Source organism: Bradyrhizobium sp. USDA 4501 (genome assembly GCF_054062115.1).
The window spans coordinates 3,031,638-3,049,992 of record NZ_JBSSEX010000001.1 but is presented as its reverse complement, the minus strand read 5'-3'; the positions used below and the strand labels follow the sequence as shown (position 1 = coordinate 3,049,992).

General features: G+C 64.4%; 21 protein-coding genes. 13 read left to right on the top strand and 8 right to left on the bottom strand.

Features of this window, described 5'->3' with window-relative positions:
• Positions 1-7: 7 nt before the first annotated feature.
• Entirely contained in the window at positions 8-298 is a 291-nt protein-coding gene (locus tag ACVWZM_RS13990; RefSeq protein WP_156436115.1) for a hypothetical protein, read from the bottom strand.
• Between the two features lie 282 nt (positions 299-580).
• Here ACVWZM_RS13990 and coxB point away from each other — a divergent pair, with 282 nt between their 5' ends.
• From coxB to ACVWZM_RS13945, 9 genes are all read left to right on the top strand, one after another.
• Positions 581-1,420: a cytochrome c oxidase subunit II gene (gene coxB / locus ACVWZM_RS13985; RefSeq protein ID WP_026191935.1), complete on the top strand. Its 840-nt coding sequence runs from the start codon at positions 581-583 to the stop codon at positions 1,418-1,420.
• Between the two features lie 81 nt (positions 1,421-1,501).
• On the top strand, positions 1,502-3,118 hold the full coding sequence (ctaD, locus tag ACVWZM_RS13980; protein ID WP_057016079.1) for a cytochrome c oxidase subunit I: 1,617 nt from the start codon (positions 1,502-1,504) through the stop codon (positions 3,116-3,118).
• A 64-nt stretch (positions 3,119-3,182) separates the two neighbouring features.
• Positions 3,183-4,121, top strand: a complete 939-nt coding sequence (locus ACVWZM_RS13975) for a heme o synthase (protein ID WP_028334631.1) — start codon at positions 3,183-3,185, stop codon at positions 4,119-4,121.
• Between the two features lie 37 nt (positions 4,122-4,158).
• Positions 4,159-4,323, top strand: coding sequence for a hypothetical protein (locus ACVWZM_RS13970; protein ID WP_028334632.1), 165 nt, complete (start codon positions 4,159-4,161; stop codon positions 4,321-4,323).
• Positions 4,324-4,328: 5 nt separating this feature from the next.
• Positions 4,329-4,958, top strand: coding sequence for a cytochrome c oxidase assembly protein (locus ACVWZM_RS13965; RefSeq protein WP_076832349.1), 630 nt, complete (start codon positions 4,329-4,331; stop codon positions 4,956-4,958).
• A gap of 55 nt (positions 4,959-5,013) precedes the next feature.
• Positions 5,014-5,910, top strand: a complete 897-nt coding sequence (locus tag ACVWZM_RS13960) for a cytochrome c oxidase subunit 3 (protein ID WP_057016083.1) — start codon at positions 5,014-5,016, stop codon at positions 5,908-5,910.
• Between the two features lie 203 nt (positions 5,911-6,113).
• Positions 6,114-6,500: a DUF983 domain-containing protein gene (locus ACVWZM_RS13955; protein WP_026191934.1), complete on the top strand. Its 387-nt coding sequence runs from the start codon at positions 6,114-6,116 to the stop codon at positions 6,498-6,500.
• Positions 6,497-7,267, top strand: a complete 771-nt coding sequence (locus ACVWZM_RS13950) for an SURF1 family protein (protein ID WP_456853571.1) — start codon at positions 6,497-6,499, stop codon at positions 7,265-7,267. Before ACVWZM_RS13955 ends, ACVWZM_RS13950 begins: the two co-directional genes overlap by 4 nt.
• A 60-nt stretch (positions 7,268-7,327) precedes the next feature.
• Complete coding sequence (locus ACVWZM_RS13945) at positions 7,328-7,879, top strand: GrpB family protein (protein ID WP_456853569.1); 552 nt, start codon at positions 7,328-7,330, stop codon at positions 7,877-7,879.
• 54 nt (positions 7,880-7,933) lie between these two features.
• Here the strand turns inward: ACVWZM_RS13945 and ACVWZM_RS13940 are convergent, their stop codons facing one another.
• Positions 7,934-9,532 carry a DHA2 family efflux MFS transporter permease subunit gene (locus ACVWZM_RS13940; RefSeq protein ID WP_456853567.1) on the bottom strand — a complete coding sequence of 533 codons (1,599 nt, stop codon included), beginning with the start codon at positions 9,530-9,532 and terminating at the stop codon, positions 7,934-7,936.
• On the bottom strand, positions 9,532-10,803 hold the full coding sequence (locus tag ACVWZM_RS13935) for an HlyD family secretion protein (RefSeq protein ID WP_371852174.1): 1,272 nt from the start codon (positions 10,801-10,803) through the stop codon (positions 9,532-9,534). Before ACVWZM_RS13935 ends, ACVWZM_RS13940 begins: the two co-directional genes overlap by 1 nt.
• Positions 10,804-11,007: 204 nt before the next feature.
• On the opposite strand from ACVWZM_RS13935, the gene ACVWZM_RS13930 reads away from it, so the two are divergent.
• Positions 11,008-11,724 carry a TetR/AcrR family transcriptional regulator gene (locus ACVWZM_RS13930; protein ID WP_456853565.1) on the top strand — a complete coding sequence of 239 codons (717 nt, stop codon included), beginning with the start codon at positions 11,008-11,010 and terminating at the stop codon, positions 11,722-11,724.
• A gap of 6 nt (positions 11,725-11,730) precedes the next feature.
• On the opposite strand, the gene ACVWZM_RS13925 is transcribed toward ACVWZM_RS13930, so the two are convergent.
• From ACVWZM_RS13925 to ACVWZM_RS13915, 3 genes are all read right to left on the bottom strand, one after another.
• Positions 11,731-12,447: a dihydrofolate reductase family protein gene (locus ACVWZM_RS13925; RefSeq protein ID WP_168858835.1), complete on the bottom strand. Its 717-nt coding sequence runs from the start codon at positions 12,445-12,447 to the stop codon at positions 11,731-11,733.
• A gap of 122 nt (positions 12,448-12,569) precedes the next feature.
• Complete coding sequence (locus ACVWZM_RS13920) at positions 12,570-13,544, bottom strand: magnesium transporter CorA family protein (protein ID WP_229191814.1); 975 nt, start codon at positions 13,542-13,544, stop codon at positions 12,570-12,572.
• 90 nt (positions 13,545-13,634) lie between these two features.
• On the bottom strand, positions 13,635-14,567 hold the full coding sequence (locus ACVWZM_RS13915) for a transcriptional regulator GcvA (protein WP_456853562.1): 933 nt from the start codon (positions 14,565-14,567) through the stop codon (positions 13,635-13,637).
• 243 nt (positions 14,568-14,810) lie between these two features.
• On the opposite strand from ACVWZM_RS13915, the gene ACVWZM_RS13910 reads away from it, so the two are divergent.
• The 3 genes from ACVWZM_RS13910 (at position 14,811) to ACVWZM_RS13900 (ending at position 16,057) form a co-directional block, all read left to right on the top strand.
• On the top strand, positions 14,811-14,936 hold the full coding sequence (locus ACVWZM_RS13910) for a hypothetical protein (RefSeq protein ID WP_456853560.1): 126 nt from the start codon (positions 14,811-14,813) through the stop codon (positions 14,934-14,936).
• A 25-nt stretch (positions 14,937-14,961) separates the two neighbouring features.
• A complete protein-coding gene (locus ACVWZM_RS13905) occupies positions 14,962-15,651 on the top strand; it encodes a glutathione S-transferase family protein (protein WP_456853558.1) in 690 nt (229 codons plus the stop codon).
• 121 nt (positions 15,652-15,772) lie between these two features.
• A complete protein-coding gene (locus ACVWZM_RS13900) occupies positions 15,773-16,057 on the top strand; it encodes a hypothetical protein (protein WP_456853556.1) in 285 nt (94 codons plus the stop codon).
• On the opposite strand, the gene ACVWZM_RS13895 is transcribed toward ACVWZM_RS13900, so the two are convergent.
• A complete protein-coding gene (locus ACVWZM_RS13895; protein WP_456853554.1) occupies positions 16,058-16,870 on the bottom strand; it encodes a hypothetical protein in 813 nt (270 codons plus the stop codon).
• Positions 16,871-16,895: 25 nt separating this feature from the next.
• Positions 16,896-18,341, bottom strand: a complete 1,446-nt coding sequence (locus ACVWZM_RS13890; protein ID WP_456853552.1) for an arsenate reductase/protein-tyrosine-phosphatase family protein — start codon at positions 18,339-18,341, stop codon at positions 16,896-16,898.
• Positions 18,342-18,355: the final 14 nt, after the last annotated feature.

Here is an 18,355-nt window from a genome sequence, read left to right as displayed (position 1 = left end):
TCGATCCTTATAGATGTTCGGTCGGTCCGGCCGTCCGGCCGCCGGTAGCACGCGCGCCACGATGCGCTTCCCGGAAGCGAATCATGATCTCATCTTCTTGTTTGAGCATGATCTTTCGGAAAACCGGTTTCCACTTTTCCGGATCATGCTCAGGCGTCGACTGATACCGCAATGACGGCGCCTTGAAGGCGATCGTGAAGCCATTCTCGCGCCGGATTGGGGCAGCCCGCAGCGAATCAGGTTCCTGTGCGCTGCCCTGTCTGTGGGTACATCCGGTAATCCCCCTGTCAAGCGGCATGGACAATTGGTCCAAGTGCTTTCGCTTGATTTTGCGGGAAAAATCGCAAGCGGCAGCTTCATCGCAGGCGCATGGCTTTCGGCCCCACTACTGCATTGCGAGCGCCGGAGAATTATGGTTTGAGAGGCTGGATTTCGACGCGTTCTAGCGATCTGGCTCCCGTACCCACCTTGACTCAGAGACGGGTATGTCCGGAAGGCCGTTTGTCAGGGCGGATCGTGCTGCATTTTCGGCCACATGCCGGGGGTGCTTTGGGGAATAATGCAAGGGAGCGCGAGCGGCATGAAGATGTCGATTGGCCGGTTGGGCAGGCAATTGCTGGGGTTGGCGGTGGCGGGTGTGGCGTCTGTCGCCGCGGGATCGGCCTTCGCCGAAATGGGGCAGCCGGCGCCGTGGGAGCACACGCTGCAGGAAGGCGTGACCCCGGTGATGGAAAACATCATCTGGTTTCACAATTTCCTGCTGGTACTGATCACCCTGATCACGCTGTTCGTGCTCGCGTTGCTCATCATCGTGGTGGTGAAGTTCAACGCCAGGGCCAACCCGGTCCCCTCCAGGACCACCCACAACACGCTGATCGAGGTGGCCTGGACGCTGATCCCGGTGCTGATCCTGGTCGGCATCGCGGTGCCGTCGTTCCGCCTGCTGTTCCTGGAGCTCGACGTGCCGAAGCCGGATCTCACGGTGAAGGTCACCGGCAAGCAGTGGTACTGGTCCTACGCCTATCCGGATAACGGCAAGTTCGAGTTCGACTCGCTGCTCGACAAGGACAAGCAGCCGCGCCTGCTCGGCGTCGACAACGAGATGGTGGTCCCGGTCAACAAGGTGGTGCGGATCCAGACCACCGGCGCCGACGTGATCCACTCCTTCGCGGTGCCGGCCTTCGGCGTGAAGATCGACTCGATCCCCGGCCGCCTCAACGAGAGCTGGTTCAAGGCCACCAAGACCGGCGTGTTCTACGGCCAGTGCTCGGAACTGTGCGGCAAGGACCATGCCTTCATGCCGATCGCGGTCAGGGTCGTGAGCGACCAGGAATTCGCGACCTGGGTCGAAGGCGCGAAGAAGAAGTTTGCGACCAACCCGGCGAATTCCTACGCCTCGGCTGGTCAGGCGGCGCAGTAAGCCTCACGGCTTACGGCGCGGATGGAATAAGGGCGACGGGACCGCAAGGTCCAAGAGGGACTGCAAGGCAGGATTTTGAACATGGCGACAGGCGCAGCGACACACGACGATCACGCCCATGACGATCACGCCCACCATCCGACCGGATGGCGGCGTTATCTCTACTCCACGAACCACAAGGACATCGGTACGATGTACCTGATCTTTGCGGTGATCGCGGGCATCATCGGCGCGGCGATGTCGATCGCGATCCGTGCCGAGTTGATGTATCCGGGCGTCCAGATATTCCACGAGACGCACACCTATAACGTGTTCGTGACCTCGCACGGCCTGATCATGATCTTCTTCATGGTCATGCCGGCGATGATCGGCGGCTTCGGCAACTGGATGGTGCCGCTGATGATCGGCGCGCCGGACATGGCGTTCCCGCGCATGAACAACATCTCGTTCTGGCTGCTGCCGGCCTCGTTCGCGCTGCTGGTGATGTCCACCTTCGTCGAGGGTGAGCCGGGCGCCAACGGCGTCGGCGCGGGCTGGACCATGTATGCGCCACTGTCGACCTCGGGCCATCCGGGACCGGCGGTCGATTTCGCGATTCTCTCGCTCCATCTCGCGGGTGCCTCGTCGATCCTCGGCGCCATCAACTTCATCACCACGATCTTCAACATGCGCGCGCCGGGCATGACCCTGCACAAGATGCCGCTGTTCGTGTGGTCGATCCTGGTCACCGTGTTCCTGCTGCTGCTGTCGCTGCCGGTGCTCGCCGGTGCGATCACCATGCTGCTGACCGACCGCAATTTCGGCACCACCTTCTTTGCGGCTGACGGCGGCGGCGACCCGGTGCTGTTCCAGCATCTGTTCTGGTTCTTCGGTCACCCCGAAGTGTACATCCTGATCCTGCCCGCCTTCGGCATGATCAGCCAGATCGTCTCCACCTTCTCGCGCAAGCCCGTGTTCGGCTATCTCGGCATGGCCTACGCCATGGTGGCGATCGGCGGCATCGGCTTCGTGGTGTGGGCGCACCACATGTACACCGTCGGCATGTCCTCGGCGACGCAGGCCTATTTCGTCGCCGCCACGATGGTGATCGCGGTGCCGACCGGCGTGAAGATCTTCTCGTGGATCGCCACGATGTGGGGCGGCTCGATCGAGTTCAAGGCGCCGATGATCTGGGCGATCGGCTTCATCTTCCTGTTCACCGTCGGCGGCGTCACCGGCGTCGTGCTGGCCAATGCCGGCGTCGACCGCGTGCTGCAGGACACCTACTACGTGGTGGCGCACTTCCACTACGTGCTGTCGCTCGGCGCCGTGTTCGGCATCTTCGCCGGCTGGTACTACTGGTTCCCGAAGATGTTCGGCTACATGTACTCGGAGCGGATCGCCAAGGCGCACTTCTGGTTTACCTTCGTCGGCGTCAACCTGGTGTTCTTCCCGCAGCACTTCCTCGGCCTGTCGGGCATGCCGCGCCGTTATGTCGACTATCCGGATGCGTTCGCCGGCTGGAACCTGATCTCCTCCTGGGGTTCGTACATCTCCGGCATCGGCGTCCTGATCTTCATCTACGGCGTGATCGATGCCTTCGTCCGCAAGGAGCAGGCCGCGAACAATCCGTGGGGCGCCGGTGCGACCACGCTGGAGTGGACGCTGACCTCGCCGCCGCCATTCCACCAGTTCGAAGTGCTGCCCCGCGTGCAGTAAGTCCACGACAACGCGGCGCACTTTAAGGGTGCGCCGCGCCTTTTGAGAGAAGCGAGACCTGATCTTGTCGGTTGTCGATCACAACGCCATCGAGCTGCCCCGGATCTCCGAGGCCGAAGTGGGCGACTACATCGCGCTGTTGAAGCCGCGCGTGATGTCGCTGGTGATCTTCACCGCGCTGGTCGGGCTGATGATCGCGCCGGTGCACGTGCATCCGGTGCTGGCATTCACCTCGATCCTGTGCATCGCGGTTGGCGCCGGCGCCTCCGGCGCGCTCAACATGGCCTATGAGGGCGACGTCGACGCGCTGATGACGCGCACCGCCAACCGGCCGATTCCGCGCGGCCGCATCACGCAGACCGAGGCGGCCGCGTTCGGCATCACGCTCGCCTTCTTCTCGGTAATGACACTCGGCATTCTGGTCAACTGGGTGGCGGGTGCGCTGCTTGCCTTCACCATCTTCTTCTATGCCGTGGTCTACACGATGTGGCTGAAGCGCTGGACCGCGCAGAACATCGTGATCGGCGGCGCCGCCGGTGCCTTGCCGCCGGTGGTGGCTTGGGCCGCCGCGACCGGATCGCTCTCGGTCGAGCCGATCCTCCTGTTCCTGATCATCTTCTTCTGGACTCCGCCGCACTTCTGGGCGCTGGCGCTGTTCCGCAGCGACGACTATGCCCGCGCCGGCATCCCGATGCTGCCGGTCGTCGCCGGTCCCGACGCGACCCGGCTGCAGATTCTGCTCTACACCATCGTGCTGGTCGCGATCGCGCTGGCGCCGTGGCCGCTCGGCTATTTCGACGCGATCTACGGCGTCACCTCGCTGGTGCTCGGCGCCGGCATGCTGTGGCTGGCCATCGAAGTCTATCGCCGCCGCGAGGGTACGGCTGCCAACCGCGCCACGCGCCGGCTGTTTGCCTTCTCGATCCTCTATCTGTTCGCGCTGTTTGCCGTCCTCCTCGCCGAGGTCGTGGTCCGCGCGATTGCGCCTGTCTTCATCGGATAGGGAGCCGGGGGGCGAGATGGGGGCGCATGGGATATCAATGGACGAGAAACGCGAACCAGAAGGCATCGTCCTCACCGAGGCGCAGCTCAAGAGCCGCCGCCAGCGCTCGATCGCCATCGCGCTCGCGCTCGGCATCCTGGTCGTGCTGTTCTTCGCCGTCACCCTCGTCAAGGGGCCGGCCGTGCTGGTGCGGCCGCTGTGAGTGAGATGGCCAACCAGGGACCGCAGCAGGGTGAGGGCGCCAAGGTCACGCGCCGCACGCTGACGCGCGACGCCGTGGTTGCCTCGATCTGCGGCTTCGTCGTGGTGCTGATGGTCGGCGCGTCCTACGCAGCCGTGCCGTTCTACAACTGGTTCTGCCGCACCACCGGCTTCAACGGCACCACCCAGGTCGCGACCTCGGTGCCTTCGGATGCGCCGCTCGAGCGCACTATTTCGGTCAGCTTCGATTCCAACGTCGCGCCGGGCCTGCCCTGGAAGTTCGAGCCGGAGCAGAACACGATCGACGTCAAGATCGGCCAGGTGGTCACGGTCTACTACACTGTCACCAACCAGTCGGCGCGCACCACCACCGGCCAGGCGTCCTACAATGTCGCGCCGTTGACGGTCGGCGCCTATTTCCAGAAGATCAACTGCTTCTGCTTCACCGAACAGACCATGGCGCCGGGCGAAAAGCGCGAGATGGCCGTGGTGTTCTATGTCGATCCGGCGCTGGCCAAGGACAGCGAGAACGACACGCTGAAGACGATCACCCTGTCCTACACCTTCTTCCCCGTGCGCGACGCCGCGCCGAAGCCCGTGGCGGCGGGCGAGGCGGAACAGCGCAAGGGCGGCTAGTTTTGGAATTTAAGATTTAAGACGTGCCTTGCGGCACGCGAATGGAGAGACGGCAATGGCTGAGGCGCAAGTCAAGCATCACGACTATCATCTCGTCGACCCGAGCCCATGGCCGGTGGTCGGCTCGATCTCGGCCTTCATCATGGCGTTCGGCGCGATCGGCTGGATGCACCACATGTTCTCCGCCGCCCCGATCGTGTTCGGCGTCGGCACCATCGGCGTGCTCTACACGATGGCGAGCTGGTGGGGCGACGTGATCAAGGAAGCCCAGTACAAGGGCGACCACACCCGCGTGGTGCAGATCAGCCACCGCTACGGCATGATCCTGTTCATCGCCTCCGAGGTGATGTTCTTCGTCGCCTGGTTCTGGGCCTTCTTCAATGCGGCGCTGTTCCCGGCTGACGCGGTGCATGCCACCCGCGATGCGGTGTTCGGCTGCGGCGCCGGCACGGCGATGGGCGCCTGCTCCGTTCCCGGTACCTGGCCGCCGCACGGCATCGAGACCTTCGATCCCTGGCATCTGCCGCTGCTCAACACGCTGCTGCTCCTGACCTCCGGCACCACCGTCACCTGGGCGCACCATGCGCTGCTCGAGAACGACCGCCAGGGCCTCAAGCAGGGCCTGATCCTTACCGTTATCCTCGGCGCTCTCTTCACCTGCGTGCAGGCCTATGAGTACGCCCATGCGACGTTCTCGTTCGGCGGCAACGTCTATGGCGCGACCTTCTTCATGGCGACCGGGTTCCACGGCTTCCACGTGCTGGTCGGCACCATCTTCCTGCTGGTCTGCCTGATCCGCGCCTACGCCGGCCACTTCACGCCGAAGCAGCATCTCGGCTTCGAGTTTGCCGCCTGGTACTGGCACTTCGTCGACGTGGTCTGGCTGTTCCTGTTCATCTGCATCTACGTCTGGGGCCATGGCGCCGAGACGATGGCCCACGGCGCACACTAATTGCCGGCCGACGTGCTAAAAAGGGGCGGCCGAATGGCCGCCCCTTTTTGTTTCCCTTCTGCCCTTGTGGGAGAAGGTGGCGCGGATGTAATCCGCGCCGGATGAGGGGTCTCCATCCGCGGAGACAGACCCCTCACCCGGCTACATCTCGCTCCGCTCGATTTCGCCACCCTCTCCCACAAGGGGAGAGGGGAAGGAGCCAAATGACCGATACCCCGCCGACCGTCACTGAGAGCGCATTGCGCGGCATCGCCTGCCGCTGCCCGCGCTGCGGCAAGGGCAAGCTCTATTCCGGCTTCCTGACGCTGGCGCCGCGCTGCCAGGCCTGCGGCCTCGACTTCGCCTTCATCGATTCCGGCGACGGGCCGGCGATTTTCGTCATCATGCTGGCCGGCGCGATCGTGGTCGCGGCGGCGCTGATCGTCGAGGTGAAGTACCAGCCGCCGTTCTGGGTGCATGCCGCGCTGTGGCTGCCGTTGATCCTGGTCACCACGATCCTGCCGCTACGATCGATGAAGGCACTTCTGATCGCGCTGCAATTCCACCACAAGGCCGCCGAAGGCCAATTGATCGAGCGCGACCCGAAATGAATGATGTGACGACGCGCCGGCCGAGCGCGGCCGGCTTCGGCATTTTCACGTTGATCCTGATCGTGGTATTTATCGCCCTCGGTTTCTGGCAATTGCAGCGCCGGGTCGAGAAGCACGCGCTGATCGCAGCGCTCGAGGCGCGGCTGGCCGCGCCGACCGAGGCGCTGCCGCCGCCGTCGGCATGGCCGACGCTGACCTCCGCCAAGGATGAATTCCGCCGCGTGACCCTGACCGCGACCTATGCGAAGCAGCCTGACGCGATGGTGTTCAGCTCCGGCTCCGCCGTGCGCGACGACATTTCGGGTCCCGGCACCTGGGCGTTGCTGCCGGCGACGCTCGCCAGCGGCGAGACAGTCGTGATCAACACCGGCTTTGTCCAGAACACGATGCAGGATCGCGCCTTCGAGGATCGCGTGGTCGGCCGCCTCGTCACCGGCGCGCCGGTTGAGCTCACGGGCTATATCCGCTTTCCCGAGCCACCGGGCCGGCTGACGCCGAAGGAAGATATCTCGAAGCGGCTGTGGTTCGTGCGCGACCATCGCGCGATGGCGCAAGCGCTCGGCTGGGGACAGGTCGCGCCGTTCTATATCGACCTCGAGGCGCCGGTGCCCGACAGCGGCACGCCGAAGCCCGGACCGCTCAAGGTGCGGCTCAAGGACGACCACATGCAGTACGCCATCACCTGGTTCTCGCTGGCCGCTGCGGTCACGATCGCCTTCGGCCTGTGGTGGCGCGGCCACCGGCAGCGTGCCTCTGGTCGAACCTAGCCCCATCATGGTTTGATTGACTCGCGAAGGGGACTTCGCGGCAAGCAATCAGGGTGTGCCATGGAGAAATACGGCGCCGGGCCAATCGTTGTCCTGGACTATGACCCCAACTGGCCAGCCATGTTCGAGACGGAGCGCGCGAGGATCGCGCACGCGCTCGGCTCGCTGGCCCTGGCCATCGAGCATGTCGGCAGCACCGCGGTTCCGGGCTTGCCGTCGAAGCCGATCATCGACCTGATGGTCGGTGTCCCCAGCCTCGCGGAGGCACGGGAGCGCTGCATCGAGCCGATCGAGGCGCTCGGTTGCACCTACATACCGGAATACGCGGCGTGGCTGCCTGGCGAGTTGTTCTTCCGCAAGGGTCCTCCGGGGCCGTGGACCCATCATCTGCATGTGATGGAGCCATCCAATCCGCGCTGGGAAACGCTGCTGGTGTTTCGCGACTATCTTCGCGCGCACCCCGAGGTGTCCCGTGCCTACGCCGAGATCAAGCAGGCCCTTGCTGCCTCCTCAAGAGAGAACATCGCGGCCTATCGCAACGGCAAAACGCGTTTCGTCGAGGAGACGACCGCGAAGGCCCGCGCGTGGCGCGCGAACCTGTCCGGTCGATAGCGCGGCCGCGCCACGCTTGCATTCTGCCGTAACGCATCCATGCCCGCGCCGGGATCAATGACCCATGGGGGCGGGGCCGCCGAGCTTGACCTTGCGCAAGGTCAGCGCCAGCGGGATCGCCGACAGCGAGATAAGCATCAGGACCCAGAACGCATCCATGTAGGACAGGAACGAGGCCTGGGTCTGCACCTGCTGTCCGATCCACTGGATCGCCTGACTGTGCGCCTGCGCCAGCGAACTGCCCTGGGCGACGAAGAAGTCGGTGACCTGGTGCAGCGTGTCCTGGTATTGCGGGCTCGACGGCGTCACCTGCTCGACCAGCCGGCTCTGGTGGAATTGCTGGCGATGCGTCAGCACGTTGGACACGATCGAGACGCCGATCGAGCCGCCGGTGTTGCGCGCCGCGTTGATCAGCGCGGAGGCCTGGTCGGTCTTCCCAGCGGGAATGCCGTCATAGGACGCCGCCATGATCGGCACGAAGATCAGCGGCAGGCCGACGCCGATCAGCATGCGCGAGCGCGCCATGAACCAGAAGCCGAGATCGCCGTAGACGTTGGTCATGCTGTACATCGAGGTGGCGATCACCAGCGCGCCGGCAACGATCAGGTATTTCGGCTGCACCCTGGCGGCGAGCCGGCCGACCGCGAACATCATCATCATGGTGACGACGCCGCCGGGCGAGAGCACGAGGCCGGCCCAGGTCGCGGTGTAGCCGAAATCCTGCTGCACCAGTTGCGGCAAGAATTGCGTGGTGGCGAGCAGGATGGCGCCGGTTGCCAGCATCACCAGGAAGCAGGCGCCGAACTGCCGGGTTGCGACCATGCGCAGGTCGATCATCGGATTGCGCCGGGTCATCTCCCACGGGATCATCAGCACGAACGCCGCGGCGCAGATCGCTGCAAAGGCGATGATGAAGGGCGAGGCGAACCAGTCGTCCTCGAGGCCGCGGTCGAGCACCACCTCGAGCGCGCCGAGGAAGGTCGCGACCAGCCCGAAGCCGATGAAGTCGAACCTGTTGTCCTGGGGCTGCGCTCCCTTGGCTTTCGCGGTCGCGGGCTCCTGCAGCACGGTCGCGATCAGCGCGATCGCGAACACGCCGACCGGCGCGTTGATCAGGAAGCACCAGTGCCAGGAGAGGTTGTCGGACAGCCAGCCGCCGAGCGTCGGCCCGACCACCGGCGCCACCACGACGGCAATGCCGAACACCGCGAACGCCTGCCCGCGCTTGGCCGGCGGGAAGGCGTCGGCGAGAATCGATTGCGCAACCGGCACCATGCCGCCGCCGCCGAGACCCTGCAGGATACGGAACAGCAGCAGCGCGTTCAGATTGGGTGCAAAACCGCACAGGATCGAGCTGACCGTGAAGATGCCGAGGCAGATCAGGAAGAAGGTCTTGCGCCCGAGCGTGCGGGCGAGAAAGCCGGAGGCGGTCAGGATGATGGCGTTGGACACCAGATAGGTGGTGACCACCCAGGAGGCCTCGTCCTCGCTCACGCCCATGCCGCCGGCGATATAGGGCAGCGCGACGTTGGCGATGGTGGTGTCGAGCACCTCCATGAAGCTCGCGAGCGCGACCACGATGGCGATCAGCCAGGGATTGACGGTGACGCTCGGAGCCGGAATGCCTTTGGCATCGATGGCGGCGACACTCATCACAGCCTCCCGAGGCTCGACTTCTCAAGGCGCTCGAACAGGGACGGCGCGGGATTGATCCGCACCGTCGGCACCACGGACATGCCCGGGCCGAGCGCGACGTCGGCCGGCGGGTTGTCCATCACGATCTTCACCGGCACGCGCTGCACGATCTTGACGTAGTTGCCGGTGGCGTTCTGCGCCGGCAGCAGCGAGAATGCGGTGCCGGAGCCCGGCTGCACGCTCTCGACATGGCCCTGGATGGTGCGTCCGGGATAGGCGTCGATCTTCATCGTCACCTTCTCGCCCGGCCGCATCTTGTCGAGCTGGATCTCCTTGAAGTTCGCGGTGACCCAGGTCTGGTCGGGCACGAACATCGTGAGGTTGGTGCCGGCCTGCGCGAACTGGCCGACCGCGGCCGACAGGCTGACGACGCGGCCCGGCTGGGCGGCGGTGACCGTCGTATAGGACAGATTGAGCTTGGCCTGGTCGCGTTGCGCCTCGGCCTGGGCGAGGTTGGCGACCGCGCTCTTGCGCTGCGCCTTCAGCGACTCGACCTGGCGCTGCGCGAGGTTGAGCGTCGCCTGCGCGCTCAACAGCGCAGCCTGCTGCTGATGCAGCTGCGAGGTGAACTGCTCGGAATTCTGCACGGTGCCGTAGCCGGATTGCTCCAGATGCTGGTAGCGCGTCGCCTGCTGCTGGGCGAACACCAGCGCCGCCTGCGCCTGGTCGACCTGCGCCTGGTTGGCAGCAATCTGCGCCTGCTGCACGTCGAGCTGCGCATCGACATTCTCGATGCTGGCGCGCGCGGCAGCGACCTGCGCCTCGGCCTGCGCCAGCGCGACGCGATAGTCGCGGTCGTCGAGCCGGGCGATCACGTCGCCGGCCGCGACATGCTGGTTGTCGGTGACCGGGACGGCGGTGATGTAGCCGGAGACCTTCGGCGCCAGCGCCGACTGCCGCGCGGCGATGAAGGCGTCGTCGGTGGATTCGAAATGCGCGCTGTAGTCCATGTAGAGATAGCCGCCGCCGATCGCTGCGGCGAGCAGCACGGCGCCGATCGCGGAGACGACCGGACGGCGGCGGAGAAAGCTGCGCCGTGTTGTCTTGCCGATGACCTCGGGCGGGATTGTTGCCGGCGGGGCGGGTTGCTTGCCCGCGGGATGCTCCTGCGCCGGAGCCCGCGCGGTGACCGCGGGCAGGTCAGGCTCATGGGAGGCCGGAGCCGAGGACGCCCCCTCGATACCCTCATGCCCCGGTTGGTCGCGCTCCAAAACAGTGTCTTCAAACATGATGGCGGCTCCTGCTGTCAGGCGAGGTCTGCAAGGCCTTCGCCAAAAGGAACGAAACCGTTCCGTTCTATGCGGCAAATAGTCCCGCCGCAGTGCGTCGTCAATAGAAACGGAACTGTATCGTTCTATTTACAACCAGATGTGATAAGGCTATATTGCCTGATATTGCCGGCCTGACCGGCCCATCGAACCCGGGTCGATGCGATGACCACCAGCACCCTGAAGAAGCCGCGCGTACCGAAAACCATGCCGGTCGAGGTGCGCGCCGGCCGGCCGCCGAAGGAACTCGCCGGCGAGGTTGATGCGCGGATTCTCGATGCCGCGCGCCAGGTCTTCCTGCAGCGCGGGTTCGAGGGCGCGAGCATCGACGAGATCGCGGAAGTCGCGCGCTCCGGCAAGCGGACGATTTATGCGCGCTTCCGCGACAAGCGGGCGCTGTTCACGGAAGTGGTGACGCGGGACATCCTGGCACGCATCGCCGAGTTCAAGGCCGATCCGCCGGTCGGCGCGACCATCGAGGAGCGCCTCACCAGCGTTGCCTCGACCCTGCTGCATTGGGGCTTCGATGCCGACCGGATCGGCCTGATGCGGCTCGCCATCGCGGAAGCGCACCGCTTCCCGGATCTCGCCGCCAACGTCAACCGCAGGGCGCGCGCGCTCAGCACCGAGCTCGGCATTCACCTGCTGCGCGACCTGACGCAATCCGACCAGCTCGGCAAGCTGCCGGCCTTCGCGCCCGAACACCTGCCGACCACGGCGCGGATGTTCCTCGACATCATCGCGGTGCCGATGCTGCTCCGGGCGCTGTTTGAGGTCGACCTGAAGGCGCTCGATCCCGAGATCGACGCCCATGTCGCGCGCGGCGTCGCGTTTTTCGTTGCTGCATGCCGGACCGGCTGGGTGGAGAATCCCAAGCCATAGGCGCGCTTAATCCGGCGCGCGCTCCACCGCGTGACGCAGCCAGACCATGCCGCCTTCCAGTGTCTCGCAATGAGTGAGCCGGAGCGATTGTCCGGCGCCGGGGCGGTCGCCGTCGGGGCCGTGATAGTCGACGATGCTTTGCGAGCCGGCGACGCCGTCGACCGCCGGAAAGATCAATGTGCTGAATTCGTCGATCAGCCAATGCTTGAGGAAGGCGCCGTTGATCCCGCCGCCGCCTTCGAGCAGCAGCGTCCTGGCGCCGAACAGCGACGCCAGCTGCGCCATCGCGCCCGGCAGATCGTCGCCCTTGGTGCCTGCAAAGATGTAGGACGCACCGTCCTCGCGCAGTTCGGCGAGATGCGCATCGGATACCTGTTCGCCGAGCACCGCGACGGCGTGATCGCCGCCGACATTGTCCTTGCCGAAATGCACGCGGCCCGACGGATCGATGCCGACAGCAAGCTTGCGGCCGCTACGGTTGCCGAGATGCGCCTCGCGCGGCAGCCTCAGTGGGTTGGCGATATGCCGCTCGGCTCCCTTGGCCATCTCGTTCATGGTGACGCGGCCGATGATCCATCCATCGGCATCGAAGCCGTCATGGATCCGTTCGTAGTGGCCGCGCAGCACGTCGGCCGGGATGCCGGCGGCGGCCTTGGTGAAGCGGCTGGGATGAAGCCGGCCGTCGATCGACGTGCCCATGTGGCAGATGATGTGGGGGCGCATAGGCTGAACTCTTCGGTGGGGGATGACCGCGCCACAGGGGCGGGTGGGGCAGCTTCAGATTTATAGACGCGCAGGCAGGTTCTCAACGCGGATAACGCGGCGGCGTTTCAACTTCGCTTGTTTTAATCGAACCAGCCGTGCCGCTTGAACCAGAGCACCGGCAGGATGCCGCTGGCGATGATCGCGGCCCAGGCCACGGGATAGCCGAAGGTCCAGCTCAACTCCGGCATCTCCTTGAAATTCATGCCCCAGACCCCGACCAGGATGGTCGGGGGAACGCCGACCACCGACACGATGGTCAGGATCTTGAACAGGTCGTTCTGCTGGATGTTGATGAAGCCGAGCACGGCGTCCAGCAGCAGCTGGATCTTGTCCGACAGCCGGGTCTCGTAGTCGCCGAGCGAGGCGACGTCCTTGGTGACGGCCTCGAGCCGGCGCTTCGATGCCGACGTGATCCATTCATTGCCGACGTCGTCGGCGAAGCTCGCGACCCGGCCGACGCCGAGCAGCACGTCGCGCGCCTTCGCCAGGCGATCGGCGAGCTCGCCGATGTTCTCCAGCGCCTCGCGCAACCTGCGGCTGGAGCGCACCGGACGCTTGCTCCGCACCAGGCCGCCCTTGAAGACGCCCCGCGACAGCCTGTCGGTCTTGGCGCCGAGATGCTCCAGCACGTCGGCGCCGCGATCGATCATGGCCTCGAGCAGCGCGGTGAACACGCACATGCCGTTCTGCAGGCTCTTGTCGGTGCCGATCCGCTTCATGACGTCGTCGAAGGTGGTCAGCTGCGCAAACCGCACGGTGACCAGCACCTTTGGGCCGATCACGAAGCCGATATTGGTGATCTCGGCTTCGTTGTTGTCGTCGAGCCGCACCGCCGGCGAGCTCAGATAGAGCCGGTCATGATCGGTGATCAGGCGGCTCGACGCCTCGATCTCGCTCAACGATCGCTCGGACGGGACGCGGATGTCGAGCGCGCGCTCGACGAACTGCTTTTCGTCTTCCGTAGGATCGAGCAGATCGATCCAGATGACCTCGGGCGGCACTTCGGCGCCGATGCTCCGCCAATCGGGGGTCGCCGACCTGTACAGCTGCAGCAATGATCGGGCTCCATGCATGGTGGGTGGTCCGTCCCACGACAATCCCGAGGGCCGCAGGGCCGTTCCCTGTATTTGGAAGCCTGCCGGCACTCACTTCAGTCGATGAGAGGTTCCGCCGAGCTTTCTAAGTCGGCGCAGGTCGCTTGCGGCCTCCGAGAGCAACCAATCGCGAAACGTCACGATTTTCGGCAGGTTTGCGGTCGCCTTCGGACAGAGGATCCAGTAGGTCTTCGACAATGGCAGCGACTGCGGAAACGGCCGCGCCAGATGGCCGTTGATGAGGTCCCACGCCGCCAGCGTGGTGCGCGCGAGCGCAATGCCTTGCCCATTGATGGCGGCATCAATCACCATGCTGGCGCGATTGAGGACCGGGCCATGCGTGGCGGCAGCATCGTCAAGTCCCGCATCCTGAAGCCAGTTCTTCCAGTCGGCGCGACTGTCCATATGGATCAGCGGAAATTTCAGGATGTCAGCGGGGTTGTTGAGGCGCCGCTTGCCGGACAACAGCTTTGGGCTGCACACCGCAAATAGCCGCTCCGGGCTCAGCCGCACCGCGTCAAGCCCCGGCCAGTTGCCGTCGCCATGGCGCACCGCGAGATCCACTTCCTCGCGCGCGAAGTCGACGTGGTGCAGCGTGGCGGAGACGCGCAGGTCGATGCCGCTATGCGCCTCAACAAAGTGGCCGAGCCGGTGCACGAGCCATTTCGCCGCAAAGTCCGGCGACGTCGATACGGTCAGCACGCCGGTATTCTGCCGTTGCAACAGCCGCTCGGTGCCGATGGCGATGCGGTCGAGCGCGTCGCGCACGACAGCGAGATAGTCGCGCCCGGCTTCTGTGATGATCAGGCGCTGGCGCTCGCGGTTGAAGAGCTTTATTGCGAGCTCGGCTTCCAGTGCTTTCACTTGATGGCTGACGGCACCCTGCGTGACACAAAGCTCTTCGGCAGCGCGCGTAAAACTCTCGTGGCGCGCGGCGGCCTCGAAGGCCTTCAGGGCATTGAGCGGCGGCAGGCGTGGGCGCATCGCACGACTTCATGAGAAAAATTAGGGCAGGCACGAGAAACGATGCTTTGCGGGAAACCGCCCCGCACCATTATTGAACAGCTCCCGTGAAGCATTTCAAGCGATTTGGAGCCTGTCGTGTCCGTCCTTTTAACCGATACATCTCGGTCGATCCCGCCGGTGCCCGCCGCCGACCCGGCCACACCACTTCATCAATTCAGCTCAGGAAGGTCGCCTGGCGCTCCGCGCCCCGTATGGTGGAGCTTGCTTGACCGGCCGTTTCAGCGCATCGCGCTTCGCGCGATTGCCGATGACCCGCATCTGCTTTGCGATCTCGGCTTGACGCGCGAGCAGGCGCTGCGCGAGGTCTCCAAGCCGTTCTGGCGCTGAGACCAAATCAGAAAGGAGAAAACGGATGTCCGATCCGATCGTCTACGGTTTCCCACGCAGCAGTTTTGTCAACATCGTCCGCTTGATCCTGACGCACAAGGACGTAGCTTACCAATTCCACGACCTTGAACCGGTCATGGGCAAGCCCGATCACCTGGCGCTGCACCCGTTCAACCGTGTCCCAATTCTGAAACACGGCGATCTCACCGTCTACGAGACGAGTGCGATTGTCGCTTATGTCGACGAAGCCTTTGGCGGCGTGTCGCTGACGCCGAAAGACATCAAGGCGCGGGCGCACATGAACCAGTGGATCAGCGCTGTTAACAACTATTGCTACCCCTACATGATCTATCACGTGACGCATGAGCGTCTGGTTTTCCCGGAGCTCGGCATTGCCCCCGACGAGAAGGTCGTGGCACATGCGCTGCCCAAGGTCGAGACCGGGCTAGCGGTGGCCGAGCGCCAGCTTGCGCACGGCAAGGATTTTTTGCTCGGGGACGAACTCTCGATTGCGGATTTCTATCTGCTGCCGAGCACGTTCGCCTTCAGCCTCACCGCCGAAGGGCAGTCGATGTATCCGAAATTCCCGGCATTCTGCCGCTGGCGGGAACGCATGGACAATCTGCCCGCAACGCAGAAGGTTCGCGCGGCCGTTGAGCGCGTTCCGATCGAACATGCGCGCAAATGGGCCACTTCGCACCGGCCGAAATATTGACCGTCACGGTTCGCGTGCAGAGCATCCGGTTCCGACCGCCACGTGCAGCCAAAAGCCCGGTTGTTTCCGAACAAAGGCGATGACGGAGCGTTAGTGCAGAGCAAGAGGAAGGGACAACACCATGAAAAATTCTACATCGGTTGCGTTCATCTCCGTAGTGGCAATGACCTTCGCATTCGCCGGAAGCGATGCAAGTGCGCAGTCCACGCCTGTCCAACAGGCCCAGCCGCCTCAGCAGTCAACCCGCGAGCAGGATCGCAGTCGCGCCGAGGACGTCAAGATCGGGCGCGACTGGAAGGCTCAAGGCGGCGAGAAGGACCACACCGGCCAGGCATCCACCCCCGACGAACATCAAACGGTCGGCCGCGATTGGCGCGCCCATCCAGAGAGCCGGGACCGCCAGTAGCTATCGAGGCGGAATTGGCTGCGCCTGGCGCATGGCGTGACCTTCGAAGAAGGAAAGCGGAAAGCCGAAGGTCAAACCCGCACGTGTCTCGTTCACCGGATGGCCACCTGTGAGCGCATGCCGAACCGCGATGTCGAAGCTGAGGTCGTCGCGCACACGATAGATCAGCCCGACCAGCCCCGAGAACGTCTCCTCTTTGCCGAACTCGTTCTCGTAGAATATCTCGGCGACGGGGCGCACCGTCCACGTCATCGGCCCCTCGACGATGGCACCCACGAACACGTCGCCATGATGGTCGCGGGTGATGGCGGTCTCGGCATTCAAGTGAATGGTGCCCCAATCCCAGCGCTGCGAGACAATGCCGGCCAAGCTTACGCCAACGCCCGAATTGCCGGTACTGTCAGGAAGAAGAACGCCAAATTCGGTCGCAATGCTCGGACCGGTCTTGTCCTGCAGGCTACCGGGTACGACCACGTGTTTGAGGAACGCCCCGGCTGCGGTCAGGCTGGTTGGGCCGGGCGGAGAAAGCGACGTTTGTCCCTGGCCTTCGAAGACGGCTTCCCAATCCTCGCTCAGACCGTAGTTGAGAACCCAGGCCGGCGCGATCAGGCTTGTTCCGCTCTCGTCGCGCAAACGTCCCGCCGGCTGCAGCTCGACCTCCATCTCCCCCTTCTTGGCAACGGCGGCATCGGTGCCATCGAAGGGGCGATAGGCCGAGGCGGGGGCACACCACGCAATCAGTCCCAAGGCGACCATGAAGCTCGGCGCAAGGCCCATAGAGCAGCTGCGAAAGCCCCGGCTACGTTTGCACATGCGCCGTCTCCCCACAAAGTCGATCTCAAGGCATTGGCTTGAACACCCAGATTGCCGCCGGTCCCGCGGGTCCCGCGCGGACCGCAACAAACAAACGATCCATCTCCGGCACAAAGAGCGACGTTCGCGCGCCCGTCGCTGTCGGCAAGCGCGCGATCAGTCGATAGGCCGCTCCATCAATCTCAAAAACGTCGACATATCCACCGCCGCAGCTCACATAGATGCGTCCGCGCTTTGCATCTACAAAGAGGTCGTCGGCATCGCCGCAAGTGCCGGTGGCCGCAATCGCCTTGCCGTCGGTCGAAAAGGCTGCAAGCTCGGCTGGGCTGCGATACGCCAGGAGAACGCGACTTCGTTCGTGATCGATGGCCATCGCGAAATTACCGCCCTTGTCCAACGGCCAGCTGGTGAGTTGTTTCCCGGAAGCAACGTCCACCACCGCGACGGCTCGCGCGTCAGGCAGATTGACAAAGATGCGCCCACTATCGGGCTGAAGCTGGAAGCTTTCCGGATGTGCCCTAAGAGGTAGGCTCCGAACCTTGGTCCGGGTGGATGGGTCGACGACTGCCAGGCCACCATCGCCATAGCCGACGATGACGCGCTTGGCCGCCGCGTCGACTCGGATATTGTCGGCATCGCTGCCGAGTTCGATTCGCCCGGCCGCCTTGTACGCGTTGGCTTCGTACAGCTGCACCGATCCGTCGCGGGCGTTGGCGACGTAGAGGGTGTCGGTCGACGGCTCATAGCCGACGCCTTGGGGTTCGCTCAATCCGGTAATGGTTCGAAGCAAACTGCGCGCAGCCAGATCGACGACGCCGACGCTGTCATTGCCGAGCTCGGCCACGAACAGTCGCTGCCGCTTCAGGTCGACCGCCAGGTGATCAATCCGACCGCGGACATCGCCGAGCAGGATCTTCGTTTCGAGCTGAAGGGGCGTCTTGTCTCTTGCCGGTTCAGTTGCCGCTGCCAGCGTCGGAATAAGGGCGTCGATGCGCCGGACGATCTGATCCCGGGCCGACTCATAATCATCGATACCCAAGGGAATGCCGGACCAGTAGGTCACGTCGGCCCATCCGTGCCGCTCGGCGGGGATCTGATCGAACGCCACCACCTGGTCTGCCGCCGCCATGTCGTCGATGGTCAGCTGTTGCGGCGTGTTGGCCGCCTCCAGACCATCGAGTGCAAGGCCGTCCTGCACCTTGACCGGCACCGACCGATAAAGGTCGATGCCGCGTGAGACCGCCCTTATCCGCGATCCGCGCTCCTGGGCAGCCTTGTTGAAATAGGCCGCCGCCATCTGGCTGTTCACCACGCCGTGCAGGCAGACAAAGACAACGATCTTGCCATCGTCCGCCGGCGCCGGCCGAGCCGATGTCAGCGCGATCGCAAGCACCGTGGCGGCAATGCGCAGCATCACGTGGGCACTCCTGAGCAGCGTGCGCCACATGGACATGACCGTGAGGCTTCGCATCGTTGATCCCTCCG